25 protein-coding genes and 2 tRNA genes are annotated in these 24,294 nt (G+C 33.2%); 12 read left to right on the top strand and 15 right to left on the bottom strand.

From position 1 onward, the window contains the following. Nucleotides 1–83: 83 nt before the first annotated feature. Nucleotides 84–707, bottom strand: a complete 624-nt coding sequence (aat, locus tag OU788_RS07955) for a leucyl/phenylalanyl-tRNA--protein transferase (protein WP_274634680.1) — start codon at nucleotides 705–707, stop codon at nucleotides 84–86. A 26-nt stretch (nucleotides 708–733) separates the two neighbouring features. Next, nucleotides 734–2,113, bottom strand: coding sequence for a short-chain fatty acid transporter (locus OU788_RS07950; protein WP_274634679.1), 1,380 nt, complete (start codon nucleotides 2,111–2,113; stop codon nucleotides 734–736). 66 nt (nucleotides 2,114–2,179) lie between these two features. Here OU788_RS07950 and OU788_RS07945 point away from each other — a divergent pair, with 66 nt between their 5' ends. The 3 genes from OU788_RS07945 to OU788_RS07935 all read left to right on the top strand — a co-directional run bounded on the left by OU788_RS07945 (nucleotide 2,180) and on the right by OU788_RS07935 (nucleotide 4,671). Continuing rightward, complete coding sequence (locus OU788_RS07945) at nucleotides 2,180–3,736, top strand: NAD(P)/FAD-dependent oxidoreductase (RefSeq protein WP_274634678.1); 1,557 nt, start codon at nucleotides 2,180–2,182, stop codon at nucleotides 3,734–3,736. Nucleotides 3,737–3,813: 77 nt separating this feature from the next. After that, on the top strand, nucleotides 3,814–4,428 hold the full coding sequence (locus OU788_RS07940; RefSeq protein WP_274634677.1) for a YqaA family protein: 615 nt from the start codon (nucleotides 3,814–3,816) through the stop codon (nucleotides 4,426–4,428). A gap of 6 nt (nucleotides 4,429–4,434) precedes the next feature. Continuing rightward, entirely contained in the window at nucleotides 4,435–4,671 is a 237-nt protein-coding gene (locus tag OU788_RS07935; protein ID WP_274634676.1) for a DUF1456 family protein, read from the top strand. A gap of 210 nt (nucleotides 4,672–4,881) precedes the next feature. On the opposite strand, the gene OU788_RS07930 is transcribed toward OU788_RS07935, so the two are convergent. Continuing rightward, nucleotides 4,882–5,247 (bottom strand): DUF3127 domain-containing protein, encoded by a 366-nt coding sequence (locus OU788_RS07930; protein ID WP_274634675.1) that lies wholly within the window; start codon nucleotides 5,245–5,247, stop codon nucleotides 4,882–4,884. Between the two features lie 7 nt (nucleotides 5,248–5,254). Continuing rightward, nucleotides 5,255–6,115 carry a flavin reductase family protein gene (locus tag OU788_RS07925; protein WP_274634674.1) on the bottom strand — a complete coding sequence of 287 codons (861 nt, stop codon included), beginning with the start codon at nucleotides 6,113–6,115 and terminating at the stop codon, nucleotides 5,255–5,257. A gap of 75 nt (nucleotides 6,116–6,190) precedes the next feature. Here OU788_RS07925 and OU788_RS07920 point away from each other — a divergent pair, with 75 nt between their 5' ends. Then, a complete protein-coding gene (locus OU788_RS07920) occupies nucleotides 6,191–7,339 on the top strand; it encodes a sensor histidine kinase (RefSeq protein WP_274634673.1) in 1,149 nt (382 codons plus the stop codon). Here OU788_RS07920 and OU788_RS07915 read toward each other — a convergent pair. The 3 genes from OU788_RS07915 to greA form a co-directional block, all read right to left on the bottom strand. Further along, the gene (locus OU788_RS07915; RefSeq protein WP_274634672.1) at nucleotides 7,336–7,530 is read right to left on the bottom strand and encodes a hypothetical protein; all 195 of its coding nucleotides are present in this window, start codon (nucleotides 7,528–7,530) and stop codon (nucleotides 7,336–7,338) included. The two genes, OU788_RS07920 and OU788_RS07915, sit on opposite strands and share 4 nt — an antisense overlap. Nucleotides 7,531–7,547: 17 nt before the next feature. Next, entirely contained in the window at nucleotides 7,548–7,940 is a 393-nt protein-coding gene (locus OU788_RS07910; RefSeq protein WP_274634671.1) for an HIT family protein, read from the bottom strand. Between the two features lie 84 nt (nucleotides 7,941–8,024). Further along, complete coding sequence (greA, locus tag OU788_RS07905) at nucleotides 8,025–8,498, bottom strand: transcription elongation factor GreA (RefSeq protein WP_274634670.1); 474 nt, start codon at nucleotides 8,496–8,498, stop codon at nucleotides 8,025–8,027. 198 nt (nucleotides 8,499–8,696) lie between these two features. Here greA and OU788_RS07900 point away from each other — a divergent pair, with 198 nt between their 5' ends. The 4 genes from OU788_RS07900 to OU788_RS07885 all read left to right on the top strand — a co-directional run bounded on the left by OU788_RS07900 (nucleotide 8,697) and on the right by OU788_RS07885 (nucleotide 12,974). Continuing rightward, nucleotides 8,697–9,125 carry a hypothetical protein gene (locus OU788_RS07900; protein ID WP_274634669.1) on the top strand — a complete coding sequence of 143 codons (429 nt, stop codon included), beginning with the start codon at nucleotides 8,697–8,699 and terminating at the stop codon, nucleotides 9,123–9,125. A gap of 63 nt (nucleotides 9,126–9,188) precedes the next feature. Continuing rightward, on the top strand, nucleotides 9,189–10,346 hold the full coding sequence (locus tag OU788_RS07895; RefSeq protein ID WP_274634668.1) for a 5-(carboxyamino)imidazole ribonucleotide synthase: 1,158 nt from the start codon (nucleotides 9,189–9,191) through the stop codon (nucleotides 10,344–10,346). Nucleotides 10,347–10,389: 43 nt separating this feature from the next. Next, complete coding sequence (gene purE, locus OU788_RS07890; RefSeq protein ID WP_274634667.1) at nucleotides 10,390–10,869, top strand: 5-(carboxyamino)imidazole ribonucleotide mutase; 480 nt, start codon at nucleotides 10,390–10,392, stop codon at nucleotides 10,867–10,869. Nucleotides 10,870–10,946: 77 nt separating this feature from the next. Further along, on the top strand, nucleotides 10,947–12,974 hold the full coding sequence (locus OU788_RS07885) for a M3 family metallopeptidase (RefSeq protein WP_274634666.1): 2,028 nt from the start codon (nucleotides 10,947–10,949) through the stop codon (nucleotides 12,972–12,974). Here the strand turns inward: OU788_RS07885 and OU788_RS07880 are convergent, their stop codons facing one another. Beyond that, complete coding sequence (locus tag OU788_RS07880; protein WP_274634665.1) at nucleotides 12,975–14,201, bottom strand: glycosyltransferase; 1,227 nt, start codon at nucleotides 14,199–14,201, stop codon at nucleotides 12,975–12,977. A gap of 195 nt (nucleotides 14,202–14,396) precedes the next feature. Between OU788_RS07880 and lpdA the strand changes: the two genes are divergently transcribed. Together lpdA and OU788_RS07870 are read left to right on the top strand one after the other, a co-directional pair. Further along, entirely contained in the window at nucleotides 14,397–15,797 is a 1,401-nt protein-coding gene (gene lpdA / locus OU788_RS07875; protein ID WP_274634664.1) for a dihydrolipoyl dehydrogenase, read from the top strand. A gap of 117 nt (nucleotides 15,798–15,914) precedes the next feature. Beyond that, nucleotides 15,915–16,289 (top strand): hypothetical protein, encoded by a 375-nt coding sequence (locus tag OU788_RS07870; protein WP_274634663.1) that lies wholly within the window; start codon nucleotides 15,915–15,917, stop codon nucleotides 16,287–16,289. A 52-nt stretch (nucleotides 16,290–16,341) separates the two neighbouring features. Here the strand turns inward: OU788_RS07870 and OU788_RS07865 are convergent, their stop codons facing one another. The 7 genes from OU788_RS07865 to OU788_RS07835 all read right to left on the bottom strand — a co-directional run bounded on the left by OU788_RS07865 (nucleotide 16,342) and on the right by OU788_RS07835 (nucleotide 23,947). Then, complete coding sequence (locus OU788_RS07865; RefSeq protein ID WP_274634662.1) at nucleotides 16,342–18,459, bottom strand: peptidylprolyl isomerase; 2,118 nt, start codon at nucleotides 18,457–18,459, stop codon at nucleotides 16,342–16,344. A 107-nt stretch (nucleotides 18,460–18,566) separates the two neighbouring features. Further along, nucleotides 18,567–19,859 (bottom strand): hemolysin family protein, encoded by a 1,293-nt coding sequence (locus tag OU788_RS07860; protein WP_274634661.1) that lies wholly within the window; start codon nucleotides 19,857–19,859, stop codon nucleotides 18,567–18,569. Then, entirely contained in the window at nucleotides 19,859–20,056 is a 198-nt protein-coding gene (locus tag OU788_RS07855) for a hypothetical protein (RefSeq protein ID WP_028890542.1), read from the bottom strand. The genes OU788_RS07860 and OU788_RS07855 overlap by 1 nt, the downstream gene beginning before the upstream one ends. Then, nucleotides 20,056–20,628 (bottom strand): LPS export ABC transporter periplasmic protein LptC, encoded by a 573-nt coding sequence (gene lptC, locus OU788_RS07850; protein WP_274634660.1) that lies wholly within the window; start codon nucleotides 20,626–20,628, stop codon nucleotides 20,056–20,058. The genes OU788_RS07855 and lptC overlap by 1 nt, the downstream gene beginning before the upstream one ends. Nucleotides 20,629–20,637: 9 nt before the next feature. Beyond that, nucleotides 20,638–21,951 (bottom strand): tetratricopeptide repeat protein, encoded by a 1,314-nt coding sequence (locus tag OU788_RS07845; protein ID WP_274634659.1) that lies wholly within the window; start codon nucleotides 21,949–21,951, stop codon nucleotides 20,638–20,640. A 12-nt stretch (nucleotides 21,952–21,963) separates the two neighbouring features. After that, complete coding sequence (locus OU788_RS07840) at nucleotides 21,964–23,223, bottom strand: hypothetical protein (protein WP_274634658.1); 1,260 nt, start codon at nucleotides 23,221–23,223, stop codon at nucleotides 21,964–21,966. After that, nucleotides 23,216–23,947 (bottom strand): type III pantothenate kinase, encoded by a 732-nt coding sequence (locus tag OU788_RS07835; RefSeq protein ID WP_274634657.1) that lies wholly within the window; start codon nucleotides 23,945–23,947, stop codon nucleotides 23,216–23,218. The genes OU788_RS07840 and OU788_RS07835 overlap by 8 nt, the downstream gene beginning before the upstream one ends. 109 nt (nucleotides 23,948–24,056) lie before the next feature. Between OU788_RS07835 and OU788_RS07830 the strand changes: the two genes are divergently transcribed. After that, nucleotides 24,057–24,129 (top strand) — tRNA-Phe (locus OU788_RS07830). Nucleotides 24,130–24,192: 63 nt separating this feature from the next. Further along, nucleotides 24,193–24,269: transfer RNA gene (locus tag OU788_RS07825), tRNA-Phe, on the top strand. The last annotated feature ends 25 nt before the right edge of the window (nucleotides 24,270–24,294 follow it).

Here is a 24,294-nt window from a genome sequence, read left to right as displayed (position 1 = left end):
TGAAAATCCTCGCGGATTTTCAGTTTGGTGTGTACTTGCTAAGTTAAGCGCCAATCCACGCAACGAAATCATAGCCAAAGCCGTTACAACCACTTCAAAAACTCCTCTCTAGGAATTTCTCTCGCGCCTAAACTTGCCAAATGGTCGTTATATACTTGACAATCGATGAGTTTGTAGCCTCCCTTTTGTGCTAAATGGATAAACGCAACTTTGCTCATATTGCTTACTTTACTAAACATACTTTCGCCACAAAAAACGCCATTTCCTAAATCTACTCCATACAAACCTGCAACTAATTTATCGTCCATCCATACCTCAATAGATTTTGCATAGCCTTTGTCGTGTAAATTGATGTAAGCATCTTCCATTTCATCAGTAATCCAAGTTCCTAATTGGTCGAAACGATCAATATGTCGGCAGTTAAAAATAACATCGTCAAAAGCTTTGTTTTCTGTTATCGTAAAACGACCCTTTTTCAACACTTGTTTCATCGATTTGGAAATCTTTACCTCTTCAGGAAATAATACCATACGCTCCCAAGGAGAATACCAAATAATTGGTTCACCTTCGTTAAACCACGGAAAAATTCCATGTTGGTAAGCATACACCAATCGCTCAACCGATAAATCACCGCCCAAAGCCAGTAAACCATCTTCTTTGGCCAATTCATACGGTGGAAATTCTATTTTTTCAGAAAGCCAAATCATTTTTAGATTCTTAGATTATTGGATTATTAGAATAGTAATAAGCCCAACAAATATATGGCACTTCCTACTACCATTGCAATAAGCGTATACGGTAAAATTTCTTTTGCTTTTAATTTGGTGATTCCTAATAAAGGTAATGCCCAAAAAGGCTGTAACATGTTCGTTATTTGGTCTCCGTATGCTAGTGCCATAATTGCTTTAGGCAACGGAACCCCTAATTTTAACGCACTTTCTACCACAATAGGTCCTTGTACAATCCACTGTCCTCCCCCACTCGGTACAAAAATATTGACCAAACCTGCACTAAAAAATGTAAAAACAGGTAAGGTCGTTGCTGTTGAAATCGACACGAAAAAATCAGAAATTAAGGTTACCATTCCTGTACTTTTCATCACACCCATAATACCAAAATACAACGGAAACTGAATTAAAATTCCAGATACATCACTAATCGATTCTCCTACAGCATTCGTAAACTTTTTAAAACTTCCGTGAAGGATAATTCCTAACCCTAACATAAAAAAGTTAATTAAGTTAGGCGTAATTTTTAACTGTTGAATATCTGCCCAATAACGATACCCAAACGCTACTAAAATCAACACCCCAAAAACAATTGCCAACCATTTAGAACTATCCAATCTTTCTGCTTGTGTACTAACCTTTTCATCTGTATGCATTTGGTATTCTGGTAGATTAATCGCTGTAGGTTTGGCTTTTTTTCCTAAAAAATAAAAGGTTGTCGATACCACCACTACTACCACGAAAAAAATCAGCAAATTCCACCAACTAAAAATGGTTTGAGAATAATCAATCACATTAGGTATTTGAGCTAAAACTTCTTCCGAAGAAACCGATTGCATAATACTTTTTATATGTCCGCTCTCATTAATTTTAATCGGTGCAGAACCTGAAATTCCTCCATGCCACACCATCAACCCCATATAACCTGCGGCTCCAATAATTGGATAATTTAGTTTTATATTATTTTTTTGCGCATGTTCTGCTACTTTACGCGCTAACAACGCACCAAAAATGAGTCCTAATCCCCAATTAAAGAAAGCCACCAACATAGTTGTACAACTTACAATCGCAGCACTGTTTGCTGTGTTGGTACAGAACTTTGTTACTTTTAAAATTAAATTACTTACAGGTTTACTCAACACCAATACATGCCCTAAAACCAAAATCAACATCATTTGATAGGCAAAAACGAGTAACCCGTTAGACCAAATTCCGTTTTCCCAAAATTGTAACACCTCTAAAGAATAGTTTACTACTGAGCTTTCTTCTGGTTTGGTAAAAAACAGCGCTAACAAAAGTGTTACGAACGTTAATAAAATAGCGATGGTAAAGGGTGAGGGTAAATATTTTTTGAAAATATTTTCTATAACCTGCGTAATCTTCATTGTTTAAAGTTTGATTTGCTAAAAATAATCAAATAGAATAAATAGTTTTTTACCTAGTTTTGCAATATGGTAAAAGAACTTCAATTACGTGTTAATCTAGTAGAAGAACGTAAAAACAATATATTACAGTTAAAAGCTGCTAAAAAACTAGGTATTAGTACAGCTGATATTACTAGTGTAAAAGTGTTGCGTAAATCGATTGATGCACGTAAAAAAGAAGTTGTTTTTAACTACAAAGTAGCGGTTTATTTAAACGAACCTCAACCTGATACGCCTGATTATGTTTTTGAATATCAAGATGTATCAAATGCAAAAGAAATTCATATTGTTGGTTTTGGTCCTGCAGGAATGTATGCGGCACTTCGTTGTATTGAACTAGGGTATAAACCTATTGTACTTGAGCGTGGTAAAAATGTACAAGATCGTCGTAGAGATTTACGTGCTATTAACCAATTTCATGAAGTTAATCCAGATTCTAACTATTGTTTTGGTGAAGGTGGAGCAGGAACCTATTCTGACGGAAAATTATACACCCGTAGTTTAAAGCGTGGTGATGTTCGTAAAATATTTGAAAACCTAGTATATCATGGTGCTACCGATCAAATTTTAGTCGATGCGCATCCACATATTGGAACGAATAAACTTCCGAAAATTATTCAAAATATTCGTGAAACAATTTTAAAACATGGTGGAGAAATTCATTTTGAAACTCGTGTTACCGATTTTATCGTTAAAAACAATAAGTTACAAGCCATACAACTTCAAAACGGAACTGAAATGGCTGTAAATGCTGTGATTTTAGCTACTGGGCATTCGGCAAGAGATATTTACGAGCTACTCCATAAAAAAGACATTTTGCTAAAAGCGAAATCGTTTGCTATGGGAGTTCGTGTAGAGCATCCGCAAGAAATTATCGATCAAATTCAGTATAGTTGTTCAGGTAAACGTGATGAATTATTACCAGCTGCTGCGTATAGTTTGGTACATCAAGTTGGAAACCGTGGAGTGTATTCTTTCTGTATGTGTCCTGGTGGATTCATCGTTCCTGCAGCAACAGCTAATGGTGAGGTGGTTGTAAACGGAATGTCGCCATCGCGTCGAAATAACAAATTTGCCAACTCGGGTATTGTGGTTGAAATCAATGTAGACAAAGACTTACCGAAGTATGAAAAATACGGAGTTTTAAAAGGCTTACAATATCAAAAAGATTTAGAAAAGTTAGCGTTTAACGCAGGTGGAAGAAGTCAAGTTGCTCCAGCACAACGTTTAACCGATTTTGTGGAAGGTAGATTGTCTTCTTCTTTAAATGACTGTTCGTATCAACCTGGATTGAATTCTTCTCCGCTACATTCGTTACTTCCTAAATTAATTGGAAGCAGATTACGTAAAGGTTTTGCGGCTTTCGGACAAAAAATGCACGGGTACTATACTGCGGAAGCAAACATTGTTGGAGTGGAGTCTAGAACCTCATCTCCTGTAAATATTCCAAGAAAAGAAAACTTAGAGCATCCACAAATTGAAGGTTTATTTCCTTGTGGAGAAGGTGGTGGTTATGCTGGTGGTATTATTTCGGCTGCTATGGACGGTGAACGCTGTGCCGAAGCTGCTATTGCAAACCTATAAATTAACAAATATTTGTTGGCGTAATTTCTAATTACCTCGTACTTTTGCTATTCCTAAAAATTAGAGGCTTTTTAGCGATGAGTAAAAAAAGTAAAAGATATAATAAAAAGAAAATAAACAAGCCGCATTATAAACGTTTACACAACTATTATAATCGTACTGGATTTTACATGTTTATTTGGGTAAGCTTAAAAAAAGCTTTTTGGCCAATTGTTGGGGTAGTTATTGGATTATTATTATTTAATAAATACGTTTACAACATCAATGATGGTTTACAAACCATGACTGAAACCTTTTCTAGAACAGGAGTTTTAATTACTTTTTTTATATCTGAAACGATTTTAGGATTAATTCCGCCAGAGATTTTCATCGCTTGGTCTAAAAAAACAGAAGATCCTATTGTAAATATTTCTTTGTTAGCAACCCTTTCTTATTTAGGAGGTTTATGCGCTTATTTTATAGGTAGAACCTCTTTAAAAATTGATTCTGTAAGGAATTACTTAGAAGTTAAAATGGCTAAAAACCTTAAAAACACAAGCAAGTGGGGAGGTATATTACCACTTCCTTTTGCTATTAGCTGTTTAACTGCTGGTATGATTAAATATCCATTTAAAAATGTAGTTTTTGTTGGCTTATTTCGTTTTGCACGTTTTGCCATTTATGCTTGGGCTATATTTTCTGTAGTAAACTAATATAATATGGCACTCAACAACAACGACATTTTTAAAAAGCTACGAGTAGCGCACAAATTAAGAGACACTGATATTATTGACATTTGTGCTTTGGTAGACTTTAAAGTTTCTAAATCGGAAATCAACGCTATTTTTAGAAAGGAAGATCACCCAAAGTATATGGAATGTGGCGATCAGTTTTTACGGAACTTTTTAAACGGGCTTATTATTCACCTACGAGGTCCGATGCCTGAAAAGAAATAATAAAAAAACCTTCTGAACTCAATCAGAAGGTTTTTATTTTCCCCTTAAATTCCTCACTCAATATCTTTTATTGAACGATTACATTACAAATGTACAGCTCTCTTTTCATTGAGTAAAAGACATATCCGTAAATAAAAATGTAGTTTTCCGCAAAACAAAAAAGAGCGCAAGTTGCGCTCTTTTTATTTGTATTAATTTTTCTAAGTTTTCTTAGAAAGGTAAATCGTCTGGTTCGTTAGCAGATAAATCTGGAGCTGGCTCAAATTGGTCAGCTGGTGGAATGTTTTGAGGTGCAGCTTGTGCTAAGTTTTCAATTCTCCAACCTTGTACAGAGTTAAAGTATTTTGCTTCACCTTGAGGGTTAATCCACTCTCTTCCTCTTAAATTAATAGAAACTTTAACATCTTGTCCTACTTGATAATTGTTTAATAAATCACATTTATCTTGAACAAATTCAATTAAAATCATTTGAGGATATTGCTCATCGGTAGTAACTACCATTTCACGCTTTCTAAATCCGTTAGATCCAAATGTTTGTGTCTCGTTAATTAATTTGATCTTCCCTATTACTTCCATTTCTTATCTATTTAATTAAAAGTACCTTCCAAGCACTTTCTACATCATTATTTTGTAAATACTCTTGTGCAAAAGTATGTTTTTTTTCAGTTGAAATACCCACATACTGTGCATGTTCTTTCGCAAAGTTATTAACATCTTCATCACTAGGTAACTGTTCTACATTCCCTAACATTCCTAGATTATTACCTGTTAATACATTACTGTTTCTTATTTCTTCAGGAATTTGATCTACTCCAATCCCTAACGTTGTTAAAGGCTTCGGAATTTCAAAAAAACCATCTCTAGCTCTACTATAATAACTTCCTCCAGCTCTTGCTACTAAATCTATTTTATACTGATCTATACTTCCGTCTTCTGCTAAGACATCTTCATTTATATGAAGTTTTACCACTTCACACACAATTAAATTTCCTGCTCCGCCTTCTTCTCCTGTATAGATTATATCTTTTACTTTACATTCAAATTGTACTGGTGATTCAGCTACTCTAAATGGCTTTACTTCATCCGAAGGTAACATTGTAAATCCTGCTTTTACAAACTCATTTACTCCCTTTGGATACATCGTACTACTTAACGACATTTGTTGTACAATATCATAATTTACGATATTAATAACAACTTCTTTAGTATCTTCAGCATTGTCTAATGTATGCTTGGTTGTATTTCCTCGTACACTTCGTGCTGGAGAAAAAATCATAATCGGTGGGTTTGCGCCAAACACATTAAAAAAACTAAAGGGTGATAAGTTCGGATTTCCCTCTTCATCAATGGTACTTGCAAAAGCAATAGGTCTCGGAGCCACGGCTCCTAATAAATATCCGTGGAGTTTTGAAGTGGGTATATCTTTAGGGTTTATTGATAACATTCTCTATTATTTTAGTGTAAATATACTACCAATTTATAAATTTAGTTATTCTACAGAATAGTTTATATTTGATTGATGGCTTTTTTTAAAAACACTTATTGGGTAAAACGTATTGCTATTAGCATTTCTTTACTTATCGTTTTATTTATTTTGTGGAATACCTATGTGTTCTTTCAAAAGTTTAAAAAAGACGAGCGCTCTAAAATGGAGATTTATGCTACTGCCATTAAAGAAGCTGCAGCTAATTCTGATTCTAATGGTAGTTTTAATTTAGTAACAAAAGTTTACCAAACGATAGAAAACATTCCTACCATTTCAGTTCATGAAAATGGTGATATTAAAGAATTTAACAATCTAGATTCTATCAAGTCGAAAGATCCTAAATACCTTCAACAACAATTGTACATTATGAAAAATCAAAATGAGCCAATTGTAATCGAGTATTTAGGGGTTAAAGAATACATTTATTATAGAAACTCCGATCTTTTATACCGACTAAAATATTATCCGCTTGCACTAGTACTAATTTTAGGACTTTTCTTAACCATTATTTATATGGTTTATAAATCGAATAAAGTTGCCGAACAAAATAAGTTATGGACAGGTATGGCCAAAGAAACAGCGCATCAAATAGGAACTCCTCTTTCTTCTTTATTGGGGTGGATTGCTATTTTACGTGCTGAAAATGTAAGTAGTTATTATGTTAATGAAATTGAAAAAGATGTGCGACGTTTAAATACCATTGCAAATCGCTTTTCTAAAATAGGTTCGTTACCAGAACTAAAGCAACATAATATTGTTACCATTACAAAAACTGCTTTCGATTACTTAGAAAACAGAAGTTCAAAACAAATTTCTTTTTCTTTTATTACTGAAAAAGACGAGCTCTTTTGCAATTTAAACACTGAACTATACGGTTGGGTAATTGAAAACCTTATTAAAAATGCTATTGATGCTATGCAGGGCAAAGGTAAAGTTGCTGTAACTATCGCTGAAACATCAAAAAGTATTAAAGTATTCGTTTCTGATACCGGAAAAGGAATTCCTAAATCACAGTTTACACAAATATTTAATCCTGGTTTTACCACTAAAAAACGTGGTTGGGGACTCGGATTATCGCTCTCTAAACGAATTATTGAGGATTACCACAACGGAAAAATACATGTATTAAAATCAGAATTAGGAAAAGGAACTACGTTTGAGATTTTATTAAACAAGGTTTAGTTTTTTTCTTTTTCCTCTAACCTACTTTTCATTGAAAGTCCAAAGAGAAGACCTCCAATTCCCCATAAAATTATTCCTATAACAACACTTTTAACTGTTATTTCTTTTCCTTGAAACCAAGGAAAACCAACAACTATTATTAAAAACATTGTAAATCCCCAACTTAAACCAGTTTTAACCCACTTTTTCATAGCTCTTTTTTTTATCATTACTCAAAATTCTTCGCAATTCCTTCTGCAATTGCTATAAACTCTTCATTCGTTAATTTTTCTTTCTTTGTAAATCGAATATCTTCCATCGTATGTAACGGAATTAAATGTACATGCACATGTGGTACTTCTAAACCAATTACACTCATTCCTACACGTTCGCAAGAAATTGTTTTTTCTATCGCTTTTGCTACTCTGTATGAAAATGACATTAATCCGTCATACTCCTCTTTCGATAAATCGAATAATTTATTTTCTTCTCGTTTCGGAATTACCAACGTATGCCCTTTAGCATTAGGATTGATATCTAAAAAAGCAAAATAGTTATCGTCTTCTGCTATTTTATATGATGGAATTTCTCCGTTGATTATTTTTGTAAAAATACTTGCCATTTTATGCTGTTTTTTTGTGTTTAGTAAAAATAAAAAAGCAAGCGCTGCATAAGCAACGCTTTAACTATAATTATTTTAAAAAATCTATCTAGAAATTTCAACAATTTCAAATTTCATTATTCCATTAGGAACTTGAATTTCAGCTACCTCACCTACTTTTTTACCTAACAAACCTTTACCTATTGGTGAGTTTACAGATAATTTTCCGTTTCTTACATCACTCTCACTATCAGCTACTAAAGTATAGGTAAACTCCATACCATTAGTGGTATTTTTAATTTTAACAATTGAATGAATTAAAATCTTAGACGTATCTAACTGACTCTCGTCTACTACACGAGCGTTTGCTACCACATTTTTTAGTTTTGCAATTTTTGTTTCTAACAGCGATTGCTCTTCTTTTGCTGCATGGTATTCAGCATTCTCACTTAAATCTCCTTTATCGCGAGCATCTGCAATTTCTTGAGAAACTCTTGGTCTTTCAACTTGTTCTAACTGCGCTAATTCTTCCTTAAGCTTTTTTAATCCTTCCTCCGTATAATATGATACATTACTCATCTTTTCTCCTTTTTTTAAATTATAAACAAAATCCTATATGCTTTACTCAACATTTAGCCAAGAAGCATATAACCTTTCTTCTTAAAACCCTGTGGGTTAAATTTAAAAATCCCACGCCCGAAGGAATGAGATTGTTACACAAATGTACAAAATATTTGTAACTTCGTCACGTTATGATATCAACTCTGTACTAAAACAATGAAAAAATTCTTTTACTTACTTTTTGTTATAATTTGTTTAAGCTGTAGCGAGAACACTAACATAAATAATTGTTTTGGTAACTTTAGTTTTATTGAATCTTTTGATTTAAATAATCCTGAATTCATCTCTATTTTAACTCCAGGTAATCATGTGATAACTTCAAGATCTGGTAGAAACTTATTAATTATTAACAGAGGAGGAACTCCTAAATACCATGCTTTTGATTTACAATGTCCAGAAAAAGACTGTAGCTCTCCTATGACCTTTGATGGACTAAAGTTAAATTGTGTCTGTGGAGATCACCATTATAGCTCTTATAGTGGATTTCCTGTTGACAAAGAAGGAACTCAAATAGACGGAGACTGTAATGCTTTAATGTATTTTACTACTCCTTTAAGTGGAAATCGATTAAGAATATCTCGTTAATACCATTTGTACTAAGAATTAGATTCTTATTTTTGCAGCTACAACACAACTAACACATTTATCGTGAAAAATTATTTTTCTTCAAACTTTAAATTGGGCGTTCTAGGAGGCGGCCAGTTAGGAAGAATGTTACTTGCCGAAACGCAAAAATTTGACATCCATACTGTTATTTTAGATAGTAATACCGATGCACCTTGTGCTCAAATCTGCAACGAATTTCATCAAGGAGATTTACTAGACTATGATACTGTTTACAACTTCGGAAAAAAAGTAGATGTACTTACTATAGAAATTGAAAACGTAAACATTGACGCCTTAGATGCTTTAGAAGCTGAAGGATTAACTATTTTTCCTAAGCCAAAGAACTTAAGAACTATTCAAAACAAAGCACATCAAAAAGTGTTTTATCACGACAAAGGAATTCCAACAGCGGCTTTTTCTCGCTTTACTTCCTTAGAAGAATTAAAACATTCTATCAGTAACGAAGCTATTACCTTTCCTTTCGTATGGAAATCGGCAAGATTTGGCTACGATGGAAATGGTGTAAAAATAGTTCGTTCAATTAACGATTTAGAAGGACTACCTACAGGAGAGTGTATTTCTGAAAAACTAATTCCTTTTAAAAATGAACTGGCAGTTATTGTTGCTAGAAATGCTAACGGAGAAACCAAAACCTATCCTGTTGTAGAAATGGAATTTCATCCAGAAGCAAACCAAGTAGAATATGTAATTTGTCCTGCAAGAATTGAAGATACTATTGCTCAAAAAGCACGTGAAATAGCACTAAAAGTAGCGGATGCTTTTGGGTTTGTTGGTTTACTTGCGGTAGAAATGTTTCAAACTGAAGATGATCAAATCTTAGTAAACGAAGTAGCTCCAAGAACTCATAATTCAGGGCACTATTCAATTGAAGCGAGTTACACCAACCAATTTGAACAACATTTACGTAGTATTTTAAATCTTCCTTTAGGCAATACCGAAAGTAAAGTAGCTGGAATTATGGTGAATTTAGTAGGTGCTGAAGGATATACAGGTGATGTCGTGTATGAAAACATTGAAGAAATTTTAAAGATTGACGGAGTTACCCCTCATATCTACGGAAAAAAGACTACAAAACCTTTCCGTAAAATGGGACACGTAACTATTGTTAATGAAGATATAAATGAAGCGAGAAAAGTCGCTCAACAAGTAAAAGAAACGATTAAGGTAATAGCAAAATAACCTAACCTCTCGACTACGCTCGAGATGACAAAAACATAAATTTATGGTAGGAATTATCATGGGAAGCGATTCAGATCTTCCAATCATGCAAGAAGCAATTGAAATTTTAGAAAGTTTTGATATTCAAGTAGAAGTAGATATTGTATCTGCCCACAGAACTCCTGAAAAATTATTCGATTACGCTAACAATGCACACAAACGCGGAGTACAAGTTATAGTTGCTGGTGCTGGAGGTGCTGCACATTTACCAGGAATGGTAGCTAGTATGAGTCCGTTACCAGTAATTGGAGTTCCTGTAAAAAGTAGAAACTCTATTGATGGTTGGGATTCTGTTTTATCTATCCTTCAAATGCCAGGGGGTGTTCCTGTTGCTACAGTTGCCTTAGACGGAGCTAAAAATGCAGGAATCTTAGCTGCGCAAATTATTGGTGCTTCTGACAAATGTGTCTTAGACAAAATTATCGCTTACAAAGAAGGGCTTAAACTGAAAGTTGAACAGGCCTCAGAAAGAGTAAAAAAATAATAGTATTTTAGTACTATAAAAAGTAAACCTCACAGAGTACCTTTGTGAGGTTTCTTCAATTTTAAACCTAATTTTTTATGACTAAGAACCCACTTTTACAAGATTTTAATACGCCCCCTTTTTCTCAAATTAAAGAAGAAAATTATAAGCCTGCTATAAAAGAAGCTATACAAATAGCAAAAGATGAAATTGATGCTATTGTTAAGAATTCTGAAGCTCCAACTTTTGAAAACACACTAGTTTCATTAGACAATGCTGGTAGCAAATTAGATAGAGCTACTTCTATTTTCTTTAATTTAAACTCAGCAGAAACCAATAAAGAAATTCAAGAAATAGCAAAAGATATTTCACCTTGGTTAAGTGAGTTCAGAAATGATATGATTTTAAATGAGGAGTTGTTCAAGCGTGTAAAAGCTGTGTACGATCAATTACCTGATTTAAACTTGACTCCTGAACAAGAAATGTTGCTAGATAAGCAGTACAAAAGCTTTACACGTAACGGAGCCAATTTAAATGAAACCGAGAAGGTTGAACTTCGTAAAATTGATGCTGAGTTAGCAAAATTATCGTTACAGTTTGGAGAGCATGTGTTAGCTGAAACCAATGCTTTTGAATTATTAATCACCAATGAAGATGATTTAGCAGGATTACCAGAAAGTGCAAAAGAAGCTGCTAAAGAACTTGCAAATTCGAAAGATCAAGAAGGTTGGATGATTACCTTAGACTATCCTAGCTATATTCCTTTTATGACTTATGCTGATAATAGAGAATTGAGAAAAAAATTAGCAATCGCTTTTGGTAAAAAAGGATTTCAGCAAAATGAATATAATAATGAACAAGTTGTAAAAGATATTGTAACCTTACGTCATAAACGAGCAAACCTTTTAGGGTATAAAACCCACGCTCATTTTGTACTAGAAGAGCGTATGGCGGAAACTCCTGAAAAAGTTATGGAGTTTTTACATGAGTTATTAGAAAAAGCCAAACCCGCTGCACAACGTGAGTTTAAAAATTTAGCAGAATTTGCAAAAGAACTTGACGGAGTAGATCAATTACAAAAATGGGATGGTGCTTATTACTCTGAAAAACTAAAGAAAAAATTATTCAATTTAGATCAAGAGCTATTGAAGCCATATTTTAAGTTGGAAAATGTAATCGACGGGGTTTTTACTGTATCTAACAAGCTTTTTGGTTTACAATTTGAGGAAATTAACACTATTGATAAGTATCATGAAGATGTTAAAACCTACGCTGTAAAAGATACTGACGGAAATTTTGTTTCTTACTTATATGCTGATTTTCATCCGAGACCAGGAAAACGTAATGGTGCGTGGATGACTTCATACAAATCACAATATATTAGTAATGGAGTTAACGAAAGACCTCAAGTCTCTATCGTTTGTAACTTTACCAAACCAACGCAAACTAAACCTTCTTTATTAACTTTTAACGAGGTTACTACCCTATTCCACGAATTTGGTCATGCTTTACACGGAATGCTGGCTAATACTACTTATAAAAGCTTATCAGGAACTTCTGTTTCTTGGGATTTTGTAGAGTTACCGAGTCAAGTTTTAGAAAACTGGTGTTACGAAAAAGAAGCGTTGGAGTTGTTTGCAAAACATTACGAAACTGGAGAAATTATCCCTATGGAATATGTTGAGAAAATTAAAGAATCTGCAAGTTTCCATGAAGGCATGCAAACCTTGCGTCAATTAAGTTTCGGATTATTAGATATGTCTTGGCACTCTGGAAATGCTCCAGAAACCATTACTTCTGTGAAAGAATTTGAAACGAATGCTTTTGAAAGTACTCAATTATATCCTGATGTTGCTGAAAACTGTATGAGTACTTCTTTTTCTCATATTTTCCAAGGAGGATACTCTGCTGGATATTATTCTTATAAATGGGCAGAAGTGTTAGATGCCGATGCTTTTGAATATTTTAAAGAAGAAGGTATTTTTAATAAGGAGATTGCGGATAAATTCAAAAACAATGTATTATCTAAAGGCGGAACCGAAGAGCCTATGGAATTATACAAACGTTTTAGAGGAAGAGAACCAAAACCAGATGCTTTATTAAAACGTGCTGGATTATTAAAATAATTACTTATTCTTTTCTTCAATCCACTTACTCATAAACTTTGTGGCTTGTAAGGTTTGATGCTGTAATAAGCTTCCAAGAAAATTTTGTGTACGATGTACGCTAAGGTTTTCTTGGATTTTTTTTACGCTCTTCATAAAAGAAATCTCTAACACGTCTTTATCGTACAGTGAATTGATTATTTCTACACCTTTTTGCTGAGACTTTTTCCAAAGGATATCATAAGTATATAACTCTATAGCTTTGTTAGCAAACTTCTCATAATCATCTTCTATAAATCCGTTCCATGGTAAATCAGCATGCATTCCTTCTGCTCCTATCGAAGTGGTAACACTTGGCGTTCCACATTCCATAGCTTCGGTTAACTTACCTTTAATTCCCGCTCCAAAACGAATTGGCGCTAACACTACTCTAGCATTTTTAACTACTTCTATTGCATTTTCTGCAAAACCTTCAATTATAAACCCTTCTTTTGGTTTATGTAATTGTTGAATTTGTTGCGTAACATAGGCTCCGTAAATATGTACTTCTGCATTGGGTAATTTTTTTCTGATGTATTTCCAGATTGTTTTTAACTGTAATACAGCATCAACATTTGGCGCATGAAAAAAGTTACCTACAAATACAAAATGCGCTCGTTCTTCAAAAGGCTTCCAACTTTCAATAACTTTATCATCAATCTTATTTAATAAAAAAGGCAAATGATATAACAAGGCTTCATCAATCTTAAAAACTTCTTTTAACAATTGAACTTCATAAGTTGAGATAATCAAACTCATATCACAACGTAAAATAGCGGCTATTTCTCTTTTCGCTTCATCAGATTTCAATAAAGCTTCGTTAGAAAACTCCGTGCCTTTTTTTAATTGTTTATGACGTACTTTTCGTAAAAAATGTAAATCTTCTGTATCTAAAATTCGTAACGCTTTCGGGCAATGTTCTGCAACACGCCAACCGAATTGCTCTTCCATCATAAAACGATCGAACAACACTACATCAGGTTGAAGTTCCTTAACAAAATCATCAAAAGAACTTGAATTCAATTCAATAGATTTTTCTTCTATACCTAATTCAGCTAAGTTTAAAGAGTTTTCGGTTTTTTGAGCTGGTGTAGCAAAAGTGATGGTATAATTATGGTTTTTAAAAACATTAAGTAACTGTAACATTCGGTTACCAGCACCGGTAGTTTTTTCTATCCAAACATACCCAATAATTAAAAGTTGTTGCATATTACAAAACTACAGTTTTAAATCAGATAATAAGTATGTACAACCTCATAAGCATGGCTCAAAAAACTTATAGCTTACATTTTTCAACAAATCAACAATTATGCGTAATTTTGCGCTTAGTATTCTGAAAAACAAAGACAATCTGATAAATATCTAACAATTTATCAGGCATGTAATATTATAAAAACACAACTCATGAAATACGATTTAATCGTTATTGGTTCTGGTCCAGGAGGATATATCGCTGCTATCAGAGCCGCTCAATTAGATTCTAAAGTTGCTATCATTGAAAAATACTCGACTTTAGGTGGAACTTGTTTAAATGTTGGATGTATTCCTTCAAAAGCTTTATTAGATTCTTCGCACCATTACTATGATGCAGTAAATCATTTCGAAGAGCATGGTATCTCTGTAGAGAAACCTTCTTTTGACTTCGGAAAAATGGTAGCTCGTAAAGCAAATGTAGTAGAAACTACCACAGGAGGTATCAAATATTTAATGGATAAAAATAATATTGAAGTTTACGAAGGTTTAGGATCTTTTGAAGATGCTACGCACGTAAAAATCACTAAAAATGATGGTACTGAAGAAGTAATTGAAGGTACTAACATTATTATAGCTACGGGTTCTAAACCATCTTCTTTACCATTTATTACTATTGATAAAGAGCGTGTAATTACTTCTACAGAAGCGTTAAAACTTCCTGAAGTTCCTAAGCACTTATTAGTAATTGGTGGTGGTGTTATTGGTTTAGAGTTAGGTTCAGTTTACAAGCGCTTAGGTGCTGAGGTAACTGTTATCGAGTATGCTCCTACGATTACTCCAACCATGGATAAAGATGTTTCTAAAGAATTGACTAAAGTTTTAAAGAAACAAGGAATGAAAATTAATGCTAGCCACGGAGTTACTTCTGTTGAAAGAAATGGTGACGAAGTTGTGGTAAAAGCTACCAATAAAAAAGGTGAAGAAGTTACTTTTACTGGTGATTACTGTTTAGTTTCAGTAGGTCGTCGTCCGTATACTGATGGATTAGCTTTAGAAAAAGCAGGTGTAAAAGTTACTGAAAGAGGAATGGTTGAGGTTAACGATCATTTACAAACCAACGTTTCTAACATTTATGCAATTGGTGATGTAGTTCGTGGAGCTATGTTAGCGCATAAAGCGGAAGAAGAAGGTGTTGTGGTTGCTGAATATTTAGCAGGACAAAAACCTCATATCGACTATAACTTAATTCCTGGAATTGTTTATACATGGCCAGAAGTTGCGGCTGTTGGTAAAACAGAAGATGAATTAAAAGAAGCTAAAGTAGATTACAAAGTTGGAAAATTCTCTATGCGTGCATTAGGACGTTCTCGTGCAAGTGGAGACTTAGACGGATTTGTAAAAGTTTTAGCGGATAAAAATACTGATGAAGTATTAGGAGTTCACATGGTAGGTGCTCGTGTTGCTGACTTAATTATGGAAGCTGCCGTTGCAATGGAATACAGAGCCTCTGCGGAAGATTTAGCTCGTATTTGTCATGGACACCCAACCTATTCTGAAGCTATTAAAGAAGCAGCGAAAGCAGCTTGGGATGGACAACCATTAAACGCTTAATAAAAAGCTTTAAAACATATTAAAAAAGCAATCTCGTTTGAGGTTGCTTTTTTGTTTTACTTCAATTAACTTCGTTAATATAAAAACAAAAATCACTCTTTAAAAGATATAATAAATTTGACATTAGAAACTATTCATAAATATTTAAAATATATTTCTAACGAATGTGATAGACATTTAAGAGATAAAGAGGTTAGTTATGATGAAATCAATCAATTGAGTATTGAGCTAGAAAGGTTTATTGATATGGTTAACGAAAGTGAACTTTCAAAAGAAACTAAATCTCTAATCAATAAACTATCATTTAAGACTGACAATAAAGATATTCGAAAAAGCTGGATTAAAAATTTAATAAATAGTTTGTTATTGAACGATGAATCTCCTACAAATATATCATACTATAACACCCAAAAAAGTAGAACAGAAGATCTCAAAAAGTTGAAAAATGATGTTTCTAATTTAAGTTTAAAATTAAAGATAAAATACCAATAAAAAATCCCGAACTAATTTAGTTCGGGATTTTTTATTGGTATGACGTTATTTCTTATTGAATTCCGTAGAAAGAACTCAAGTTATCTTCGATATCAGACGCTTTTTTAACCGCCTCATACATTTGAAATCCTTTGTTCTGTCTTTCAGCAGCGATACGCTTTCTAAAAGTATCGTAGTTTGGTAATGCTGTTGGCTCTTCTCTCTTTTCAACTACAAAAGCAAATACACCTTTATCTCCTGCTACGTTTTTAACCACTTCGTTTTCTTTAGCGTTAATCATTGCTCCTACTACTTTAGGCTCAAATCCTACACCAGAAATAGTTGGTGACTGTAAGTTTACATCGGTTGCTGTTCTTACTGATTGACTTGCAGATTTAGCGATTTCTTCTAAAGTAGCTCCGCTCATCTTATCTTCAATCATTTTAGCTTTTCTTTCGTTTGTTAAAATAGGACGAACAGTAGCAATTGCCTTATCAACTGGCATTAAACCTTTAGCTGTTTTAGCTGTTAATACCGCTACGATATATCCTCCTTCAACATCAAAACGCTTGTAGCTTCCTTCTTCAGTTTCTGGTTCAAAAGCCCAAGTAATAATTTGTCTTTCATTACCTACACCTGGTACGTTTTCATCTAATGATTTTAATCCTACCGCTGGCAATGAAGTTAAGTTTTTCTCTTTTACTGCTTCTTCAAAAGCTTTTCCGTTTGCTAATTCTAATGCAAATGTTTCAGCTGTTTGGAATACAGCATCTTCAGTTTCTTCTGAAGCTTCAATCTTACGTCCGTAAGTAGCTAATTTTACAACTGGTTGGAAGTTCTTTTGTCCGTCAATTTTAATTACGTGGAATCCGAATTGAGACTTTACTACTCCCATATCTCCTGTTTTTCCTTCAAAAACGAAATCTCTGAAAGAAGGCACCATTCTGTTGTAAGCAAACCAATCGTAGAATCCACCTTTTTCAGCAGAACCTTGATCAGATGACATTTCTTTAGCTAAATCTGCAAACTTAGATTTATTTGCTTTAACCACTGCTAATAAACTATCTGCTGTTTGCTTAGCTTCTTCTTCTGTTTGAACCACTGTTTCATCAGCCGCTGCAGCACCTATAAAAGGAATTAAAATATGACTTGCTTGAGCAGAATCTGGTAATTGTTTTACTTCAGTAATTTTAGATAACTTAAAGAATCCAGCATCTTTGTATGGTCCGAAAACATCTCCTTCTTTTCCGTTAAAAATATCCTCTGCAATTACTTGAGGAACCTGAACTTTAAATTTGTAGTTTGTATCTAAACCTAAATCTGAATTATTTTCTTCTAAAAATTCGTGGTAATTAGTAGTATTTTTTAATCCTTTTACTGGAGTATTATTTACTTCTGAATCTTCAATTAAATTTGCTACTTCTGTTTTAATAGCTTCTTCATCTTCCGCCGTAGGCGCAATAGCAAACTTCACAAAGTTAATATCTCTTGAAGCTTCTACTTGAAAAGCATCTTGATGTTTATTGATATAGTTTTGAACATCACTTTTCTTTAATGTGATTAAACTATCAGCTATTGTTGTGTATGGTACGTAAACATACTTTCCTGTAACCTTAGTATTTTCTATTAGGTATTGTGCTTCTCCTTCTTTTAAAGAAGCTCCTAAACCAGCAGCTACTAATTTATCGTACGTGTTTTTTTCTATGTTGCTTTTTAACGAAGCCATATAGCTTTGCCATGCAGCCCATTCTTGACCATTTTCTTCTTTAATAGTAGCTAAATGTTCTTTTAACTTGTTTTTATCGAAAATACCCGAAGTTGCAAATCTTGGATCACCTTGTACAACAGGAGTTTCGTATAAAGCATTCATAATATCAGCTTCACCTACTGTGATTCCTGCTTCTTCTAATTGCTTTTCGTAAATTTTTTGACGAATTAAGTTATTCCAAACCACTTTAGCCGCTTGCATTTCAGAAACGCTATTACCCGTTTGTGCTTTATAAGCATCTAAAGCTTCAGCAAACTCTTGACGAGAAATGGCTTCGCCATTAACTTCACCTATTTCGTTTACTTTACTTGCGCTAAAAAAGTCTGAGATTGTAGAAGGGTCTAATACAAAAGCAAAAAGTGCTAAACCAATTACAAGAATTAAGAACATTGAGCGTTCTCTAATTTTCGATAAAATTGCCATACGTCGTTTATTTTATTAACAGTGTGCGAAAATACAATTTCAAAGTATATAATGCAATGTTTTTTTATGCTGTTTTTGAGGGACTTCTCTAGAGAAACAAGGATTTGTTAATCTCTTTTATTGTTTACCTTAAAGTAAATGTCGTTAATTTTTGTAGCACTTACTTTTAAAATTTTAATTTCAAAGTTTTCGATATGTAAAACTTCATCTTGCTGCGGAATTGTTTCGGTATAATTTAAAATAAACCCTCCTAAAGTTTCATAGGCTTCTTCTTTAGGAATATTTAAACCGTACTCTTCGTTTAGATAATCTACTTCTAAACGTGCTGAAAAGTTGTATTCGTTTTCGCTAATTTTTTCTTCTAACAGTTGCTGGGTATCGTGCTCATCTTCTATTTCTCCGAACAGTTCTTCAACAATATCTTCAACCGTAATAATTCCTGAAGTTCCGCCGTATTCATCTACAACTACTGCGATACTTTTTCGTTTTTTAATCAACCCGTTTAGTACATCGTTAATAATCATAGATTCTGGCACGAACTCTACTGGTAACAAAATAGATTTGATAGAATTTGGTTTCTTAAAAAGCTCAAAGGCATTCACATAGCCTAAAATGTCATCTAGTGAATTTATATAGACAAGTATTTTTGACAAACCAGACTCAATAAACATTTTTTTAAGGTTACTTACAGATTCATGTAAATCTACAGCTACAATTTCTGTTCTTGGCACCATTATTTCGCGTGCTTTTACCTTATGAAATTCTAAGGCATTTTGAAAGATTTGTATTTCAGAGTCTACTTCTTCTTCATCGTTACCAGTATCTAATTGCTCAGAAATGTAATTTCCTAATTCCTCTTTACTAAATTCTGTTTGAATTTCATCTTCTTTTGTTCGGAAGAAAACACGCAAGCAGAAATCTGAAATTTTAGTAATTACCCAAGTAACTCCGTAAAAAAACACGTAAAAAATATAGGCTGGTACCGCAAAGAATTTTAAAATTTCATTCGCATAAATTCTAAAAATAGCTTTAGGCAAAAACTCTGCTGTAACTAATATAATTATTGTTGAAATAAGTGTTTGAGTAAGTAAACTAACATCAGACAACACATAATTTATTACAGTATAATCAGATGGTAAAAATGATTGAAACCACCCCATTAACAACTCTCCCATAAAGTAACTATACACTACTAAAGCTACATTATTCCCCACCAACATAGTGGTGATAAATTTGGAAGATTTTTCGGTTAGTCTTGATAAAATTCGAGGTACAATCCCTTCTCTTTTCTTCTCTAACTCTATATGAAGTTTATTTGCAGATATAAAAGCTATTTCCATACCTGAAAAAAAGGCAGAAAACAGTATGGACACAAAAATAATGACGAGCTCGGGTTGCATTAACGTTGTTTATTTCTTTCTTGTACTTTTCTTCTAAAGTGTCGTTTAAAGAAGAAAATTAATATGATAAAGATAGCAAAACCAAACATAATAAATGCTTGCTCTTTATCTGAATTCCATTTTAAAATTCCTTCAACAAAAAAGATGATTCCTACAACAAGGTATCCGTATTGTAAATATTTCCAAAGTGTGTTCATTATATATCTTTTTGTGTTGTTTCTATATCTCCCATAATATCCTTAGCCATCCATTTGGTTAAACTTTCGTTTGATTCAAATCCGTAGCCATTAATAACACTTTCTGGCGTGGTAAAACGAAAACCATCTTCAGTAAAGAAATAATGCTCTTCTTGATCCCAAAACAACTGATTGGTTTCTAGTTTTGTTTGTTTTAAATGATTAGTGATTACCACATTTCCTCTAATTTCAGACACCTTAGTTTTGTCATACGTTAATGCATAATTTCCTGAAATAGTAGTAGAATCGGTTCCTGTTTTGTCTATTGTGGTTATTTCTATTCCTTTAGGAAATTCTTTATACGGATGCTCTTTTCTATTTGAAAAATCATAAAAAACAGGAGCCTTTGTTTTAGAGGTTATTCTTCCTGAATCTTTATGCACATGATAAATATCTATTGCAGAACCTACTGGTAGATTTTTATCAGCTAAAAAATCTCGTACTTCCTTTTTAGAGTTGGTACAAGAAAAAAACATTGCCACCAAACAAATGGTAGCAATGCTATTATATATATGTTTTGCTTTTTTAAGCATTACAGTTTATTAAGGTACACGAACAGTTTCTCCAATCCAACATCCTACTCTATAGCTTGCTCCTGAAGCTAAACCTTTTTGGAAAACTAATTTTTTAGATGGTACATTCTTTTTATAACTTGAAATATATCTTCCTGCACCACATCCTGGATCTACTTGATCAGCTTTAATCGCTTTGTTTAAAGCAGCTACATATACCATTCTTTTTTCAAACTCATCACTACCACAAGAGTTTGCACTTCTTTGATATAAACTTGCAATGAATAAATATGCTTTACCCATATTTGGATTGTACTTTAAAGCTTCGTAAGCTAAAGCTCTTGCTCTACTTCCGCTAGCACTTTGTGCTTCTCTTAACTTGTACTTAGCCTTTTTAAACGGATCTGTTTCTAAATCGAAAGCTTTCTTTCTCATTTCAGCAGCTCCACTATTATCTCCATGTTTAGCTAATACACCTGCTAAGAAGTTATAAGCATCAGCAGATTGCGTTACTTTAGCGTACTCGTTAGCTAATTTTTCAAATAACGGATCTGCAGTACACTCTTTGTTATACATTCTTGATACCGCTCTTTTTAACCAAACTCCATCAGTTTTTTTAGATTCAAAATCTCTTGTATAGATTGGAATTAATCTTTCACAAGTAGCGATTTTAGAAATTTTAGCATCTAAACCACCTTCTACTTGACCTAAAGAAGATGAGTTAATTGTATAAGCTCTTAAGTTTTTCTTTTCTCTAGAAGTAATAGTTCCTAAAGAATCTTTCTCTTGTAACTTTGCTATCTTCTTACTGTAATCTTCTAATTTTTCACCTACAGACTCCATTACGTCATCATACGTGTCAAATACTTTTTGAGGCTCAGTATCTTGATACTTCTCTGCTATAGCTTCAAAATATCTGAAGATATTTTTAACACCCATATCTTTAGGAGAAATGTCATACGCTTTTTTCAAGATTTCAAAAACCTCTTCGTCTGATGCTAATTTGTTATCTATTAAGAATTCTGCATAGTCACTATGTGCTTTAGCAGGATCTGCATCTGGAAAGTTTGCTAATCTTGTTTCATATACTTTTTTAGCTAATACAGGATCTTTTAAATTCTCTGCTACTTTAACTCCGTACTTATATATGTTAATAGATAAACCAGCACAGTTATCTAACAAATACTCTAAATTAGGTTTTGATTGTTCATATTTTTTGGTTGTTACATCTCCTTTAAAAAGGTTGTATTTAATATGACACTCTTGACTTGCTTGTGCTTTTGCTCCATTTACGGCTACAAACAAAAATAATCCTGTTAGTAAATACGTAATTTTTTTCATCATTATCGGTTTTTGTTAATCTATTCGTGTTTTGTGGAACCATTTAATACTGTTCAAAGATAAACTTAATCTTACGTTAAAGTAGTTCTCTTTTATTAAGTTATTGTTAGTTGTTCCTCTTTGCCCATACTCAAATCCTACGTTTAAGTTTGATAATTGTCTTGGCAATGGCAATCCTAATCCAACATTTATGCCAAAGTCTTTTACTGGCTCAAAATTATCTGTTGTTTTTACTAACAATCCTGTATCTTCAAAACGTAAACCTGCTCTATAAGTTACTCTATCCCAATAACTAGTAATCGAATTTACTTTTGGAATAAAATATCCTCCTATCGCAAATTTGCTTGAGTCGTCATATTTGTGAGATTGACCATCAGTAATAAATATGCTATTACTACCTAAAGCACTTTGGTATTGTTGATTTACTTCTACATACCATTTATTCTCTTTTCCTATACCAAAACCATACACACTTTTCAATGGTACATTTATATTTCCATTTAAAGATCTATCAAATAATACATCTTTAATTTTCCCATCATCTTCTGAAATAGAATACATTCTTTCATTTCCTTTTACTGATAAATCAGAAGATAAGGTAAACGATGCTCCGGTAGATAATTGTAACTTATTTTTTAGTTCTGTTTTATATTGAGCTCCTAATTTAAACTGTCCTCCTCTTACATTAAAAGATTCTTCGTGCGAGGTAGCTAACACTACATCTGCTCTTTTATTAAAAACATTATTCTCTATGTTTCCGAAAACAAAACCTGCTTCAACACCTAACGACAAACCTTTGTATGCGTAAATACCATAGCTCGCATAGATTTTATTAGCTCCTCCTTCACCAGAAAACACAGTAACATCTTCTGTATTTTCTTTATCTATCAGTGAATATCCTACTGAAGAAAAAGGTTGTAAACCAACCGAAAAACCTGCTTTTTTTCCAACAGGAAAACCAAGAGAAATATATCTCAAATTCGTAGAATTTCCTGTTTGAGATTCGTTTCCTTCTTTTACGGTTAAAAATGTTAAGCTACCACCAATTGCATAAGTTGCTGCTCTTAAATCGGCATTTGCTGCAGGGTTTATAAAATTTAAGTGATGATTATTTTTCGTTGCAACACCAATTCCTCCCATAGAAGCTTGCTCTACTGTTACTGCTTCAAAATTTTCTCCTATACCAAAGTAAGAGTATGGTGAAGCGCTGTTTCTTTGCGCTAATATTGCTGATGTAGTAAATACAAAAACTCCTAATATAAATCTCTTAATCATTCGCTAAGTTGTGTATCAAAATAGTATGTAATCCTTCCAAAACAAAATTTGGATGGGCAAATATGACACTTTTTAATTGTTTTGACAAAAAATATGTATCCCCTCCTGTTAAAACTACTGTTAATTCTTGATACTTTTTTTGATATTGTTTAATTATTCCGTCTATTTCATTAGAAACTCCATTAATAACGCCCGAATGTATTGAAGTATTGGTATCAACTCCAATAAAATTTTCAAGTTTGCTTGGTTCTAACAAAGGCAATTTAGCCGTAAATTTGTGTAACGCTTTATACCTCATTTGAATACCTGGAGAGATCGCCCCTCCTAAATACTCACTTTCTTTCGTTATAAAATCATAAGTAATACAAGTTCCTGCATCAATCACCAATACGTTTTTGTTAGGATACTTGTTAGCCGCTGCAGAAGCTAATGCTATTCTATCTACTCCTAATGTTTTAGGAGTTTTATAATTGTTTTTAAACGGAACGTTTGTAGTAGAGTCTAAAAAAATCGGATTTAAAAGTTCTGCTATTTCTTGCCTTTCTTCTTCTGTAAAATGGGCTACGGATGATACAATACTACTAGTAATTGAAAAATTTGACATTATTTTTTTTACTTCTGAAAGTATTTCTGCTTTATCAAAAACAAAAATTTCTTTAACAGTATCTAATTCAAAAACAGCTACTTTAACTCTTGTATTGCCTACATCAATAATTAGGTTCATATTTCATTTCTTAGAGCTTGTAAATTTACGGTACATTTTTTTAAAGTTTTTACTTTGTATAATTAAAAAACGATTGTATATTTGCATCCGCTTAACGAAAGTAGCAACTGGTGCCTTAGCTCAGTTGGTAGAGCAAAGGACTGAAAATCCTTGTGTCCCTGGTTCGATTCCTGGAGGCACCACAATAAAACTCGTAGCGCAAGTTGCGAGTTTTATTTTAAAGATGTTACTTTTAAAAGCAAACTGGTGCCTTAGCTCAGTTGGTAGAGCAAAGGACTGAAAATCCTTGTGTCCCTGGGTTCGATTCCTGGAGGCACCACCACAAAAACCCGAACAAATTTGTTCGG

Origin of the sequence: Tenacibaculum sp. L6 (assembly GCF_028823685.1) — a bacterium.
Classification (GTDB): Bacteria; Bacteroidota; Bacteroidia; order Flavobacteriales; family Flavobacteriaceae; genus Polaribacter.
The sequence above is the reverse complement of the archived record's forward strand: the minus strand, read 5'-3'. Positions and strand labels throughout refer to the sequence as shown.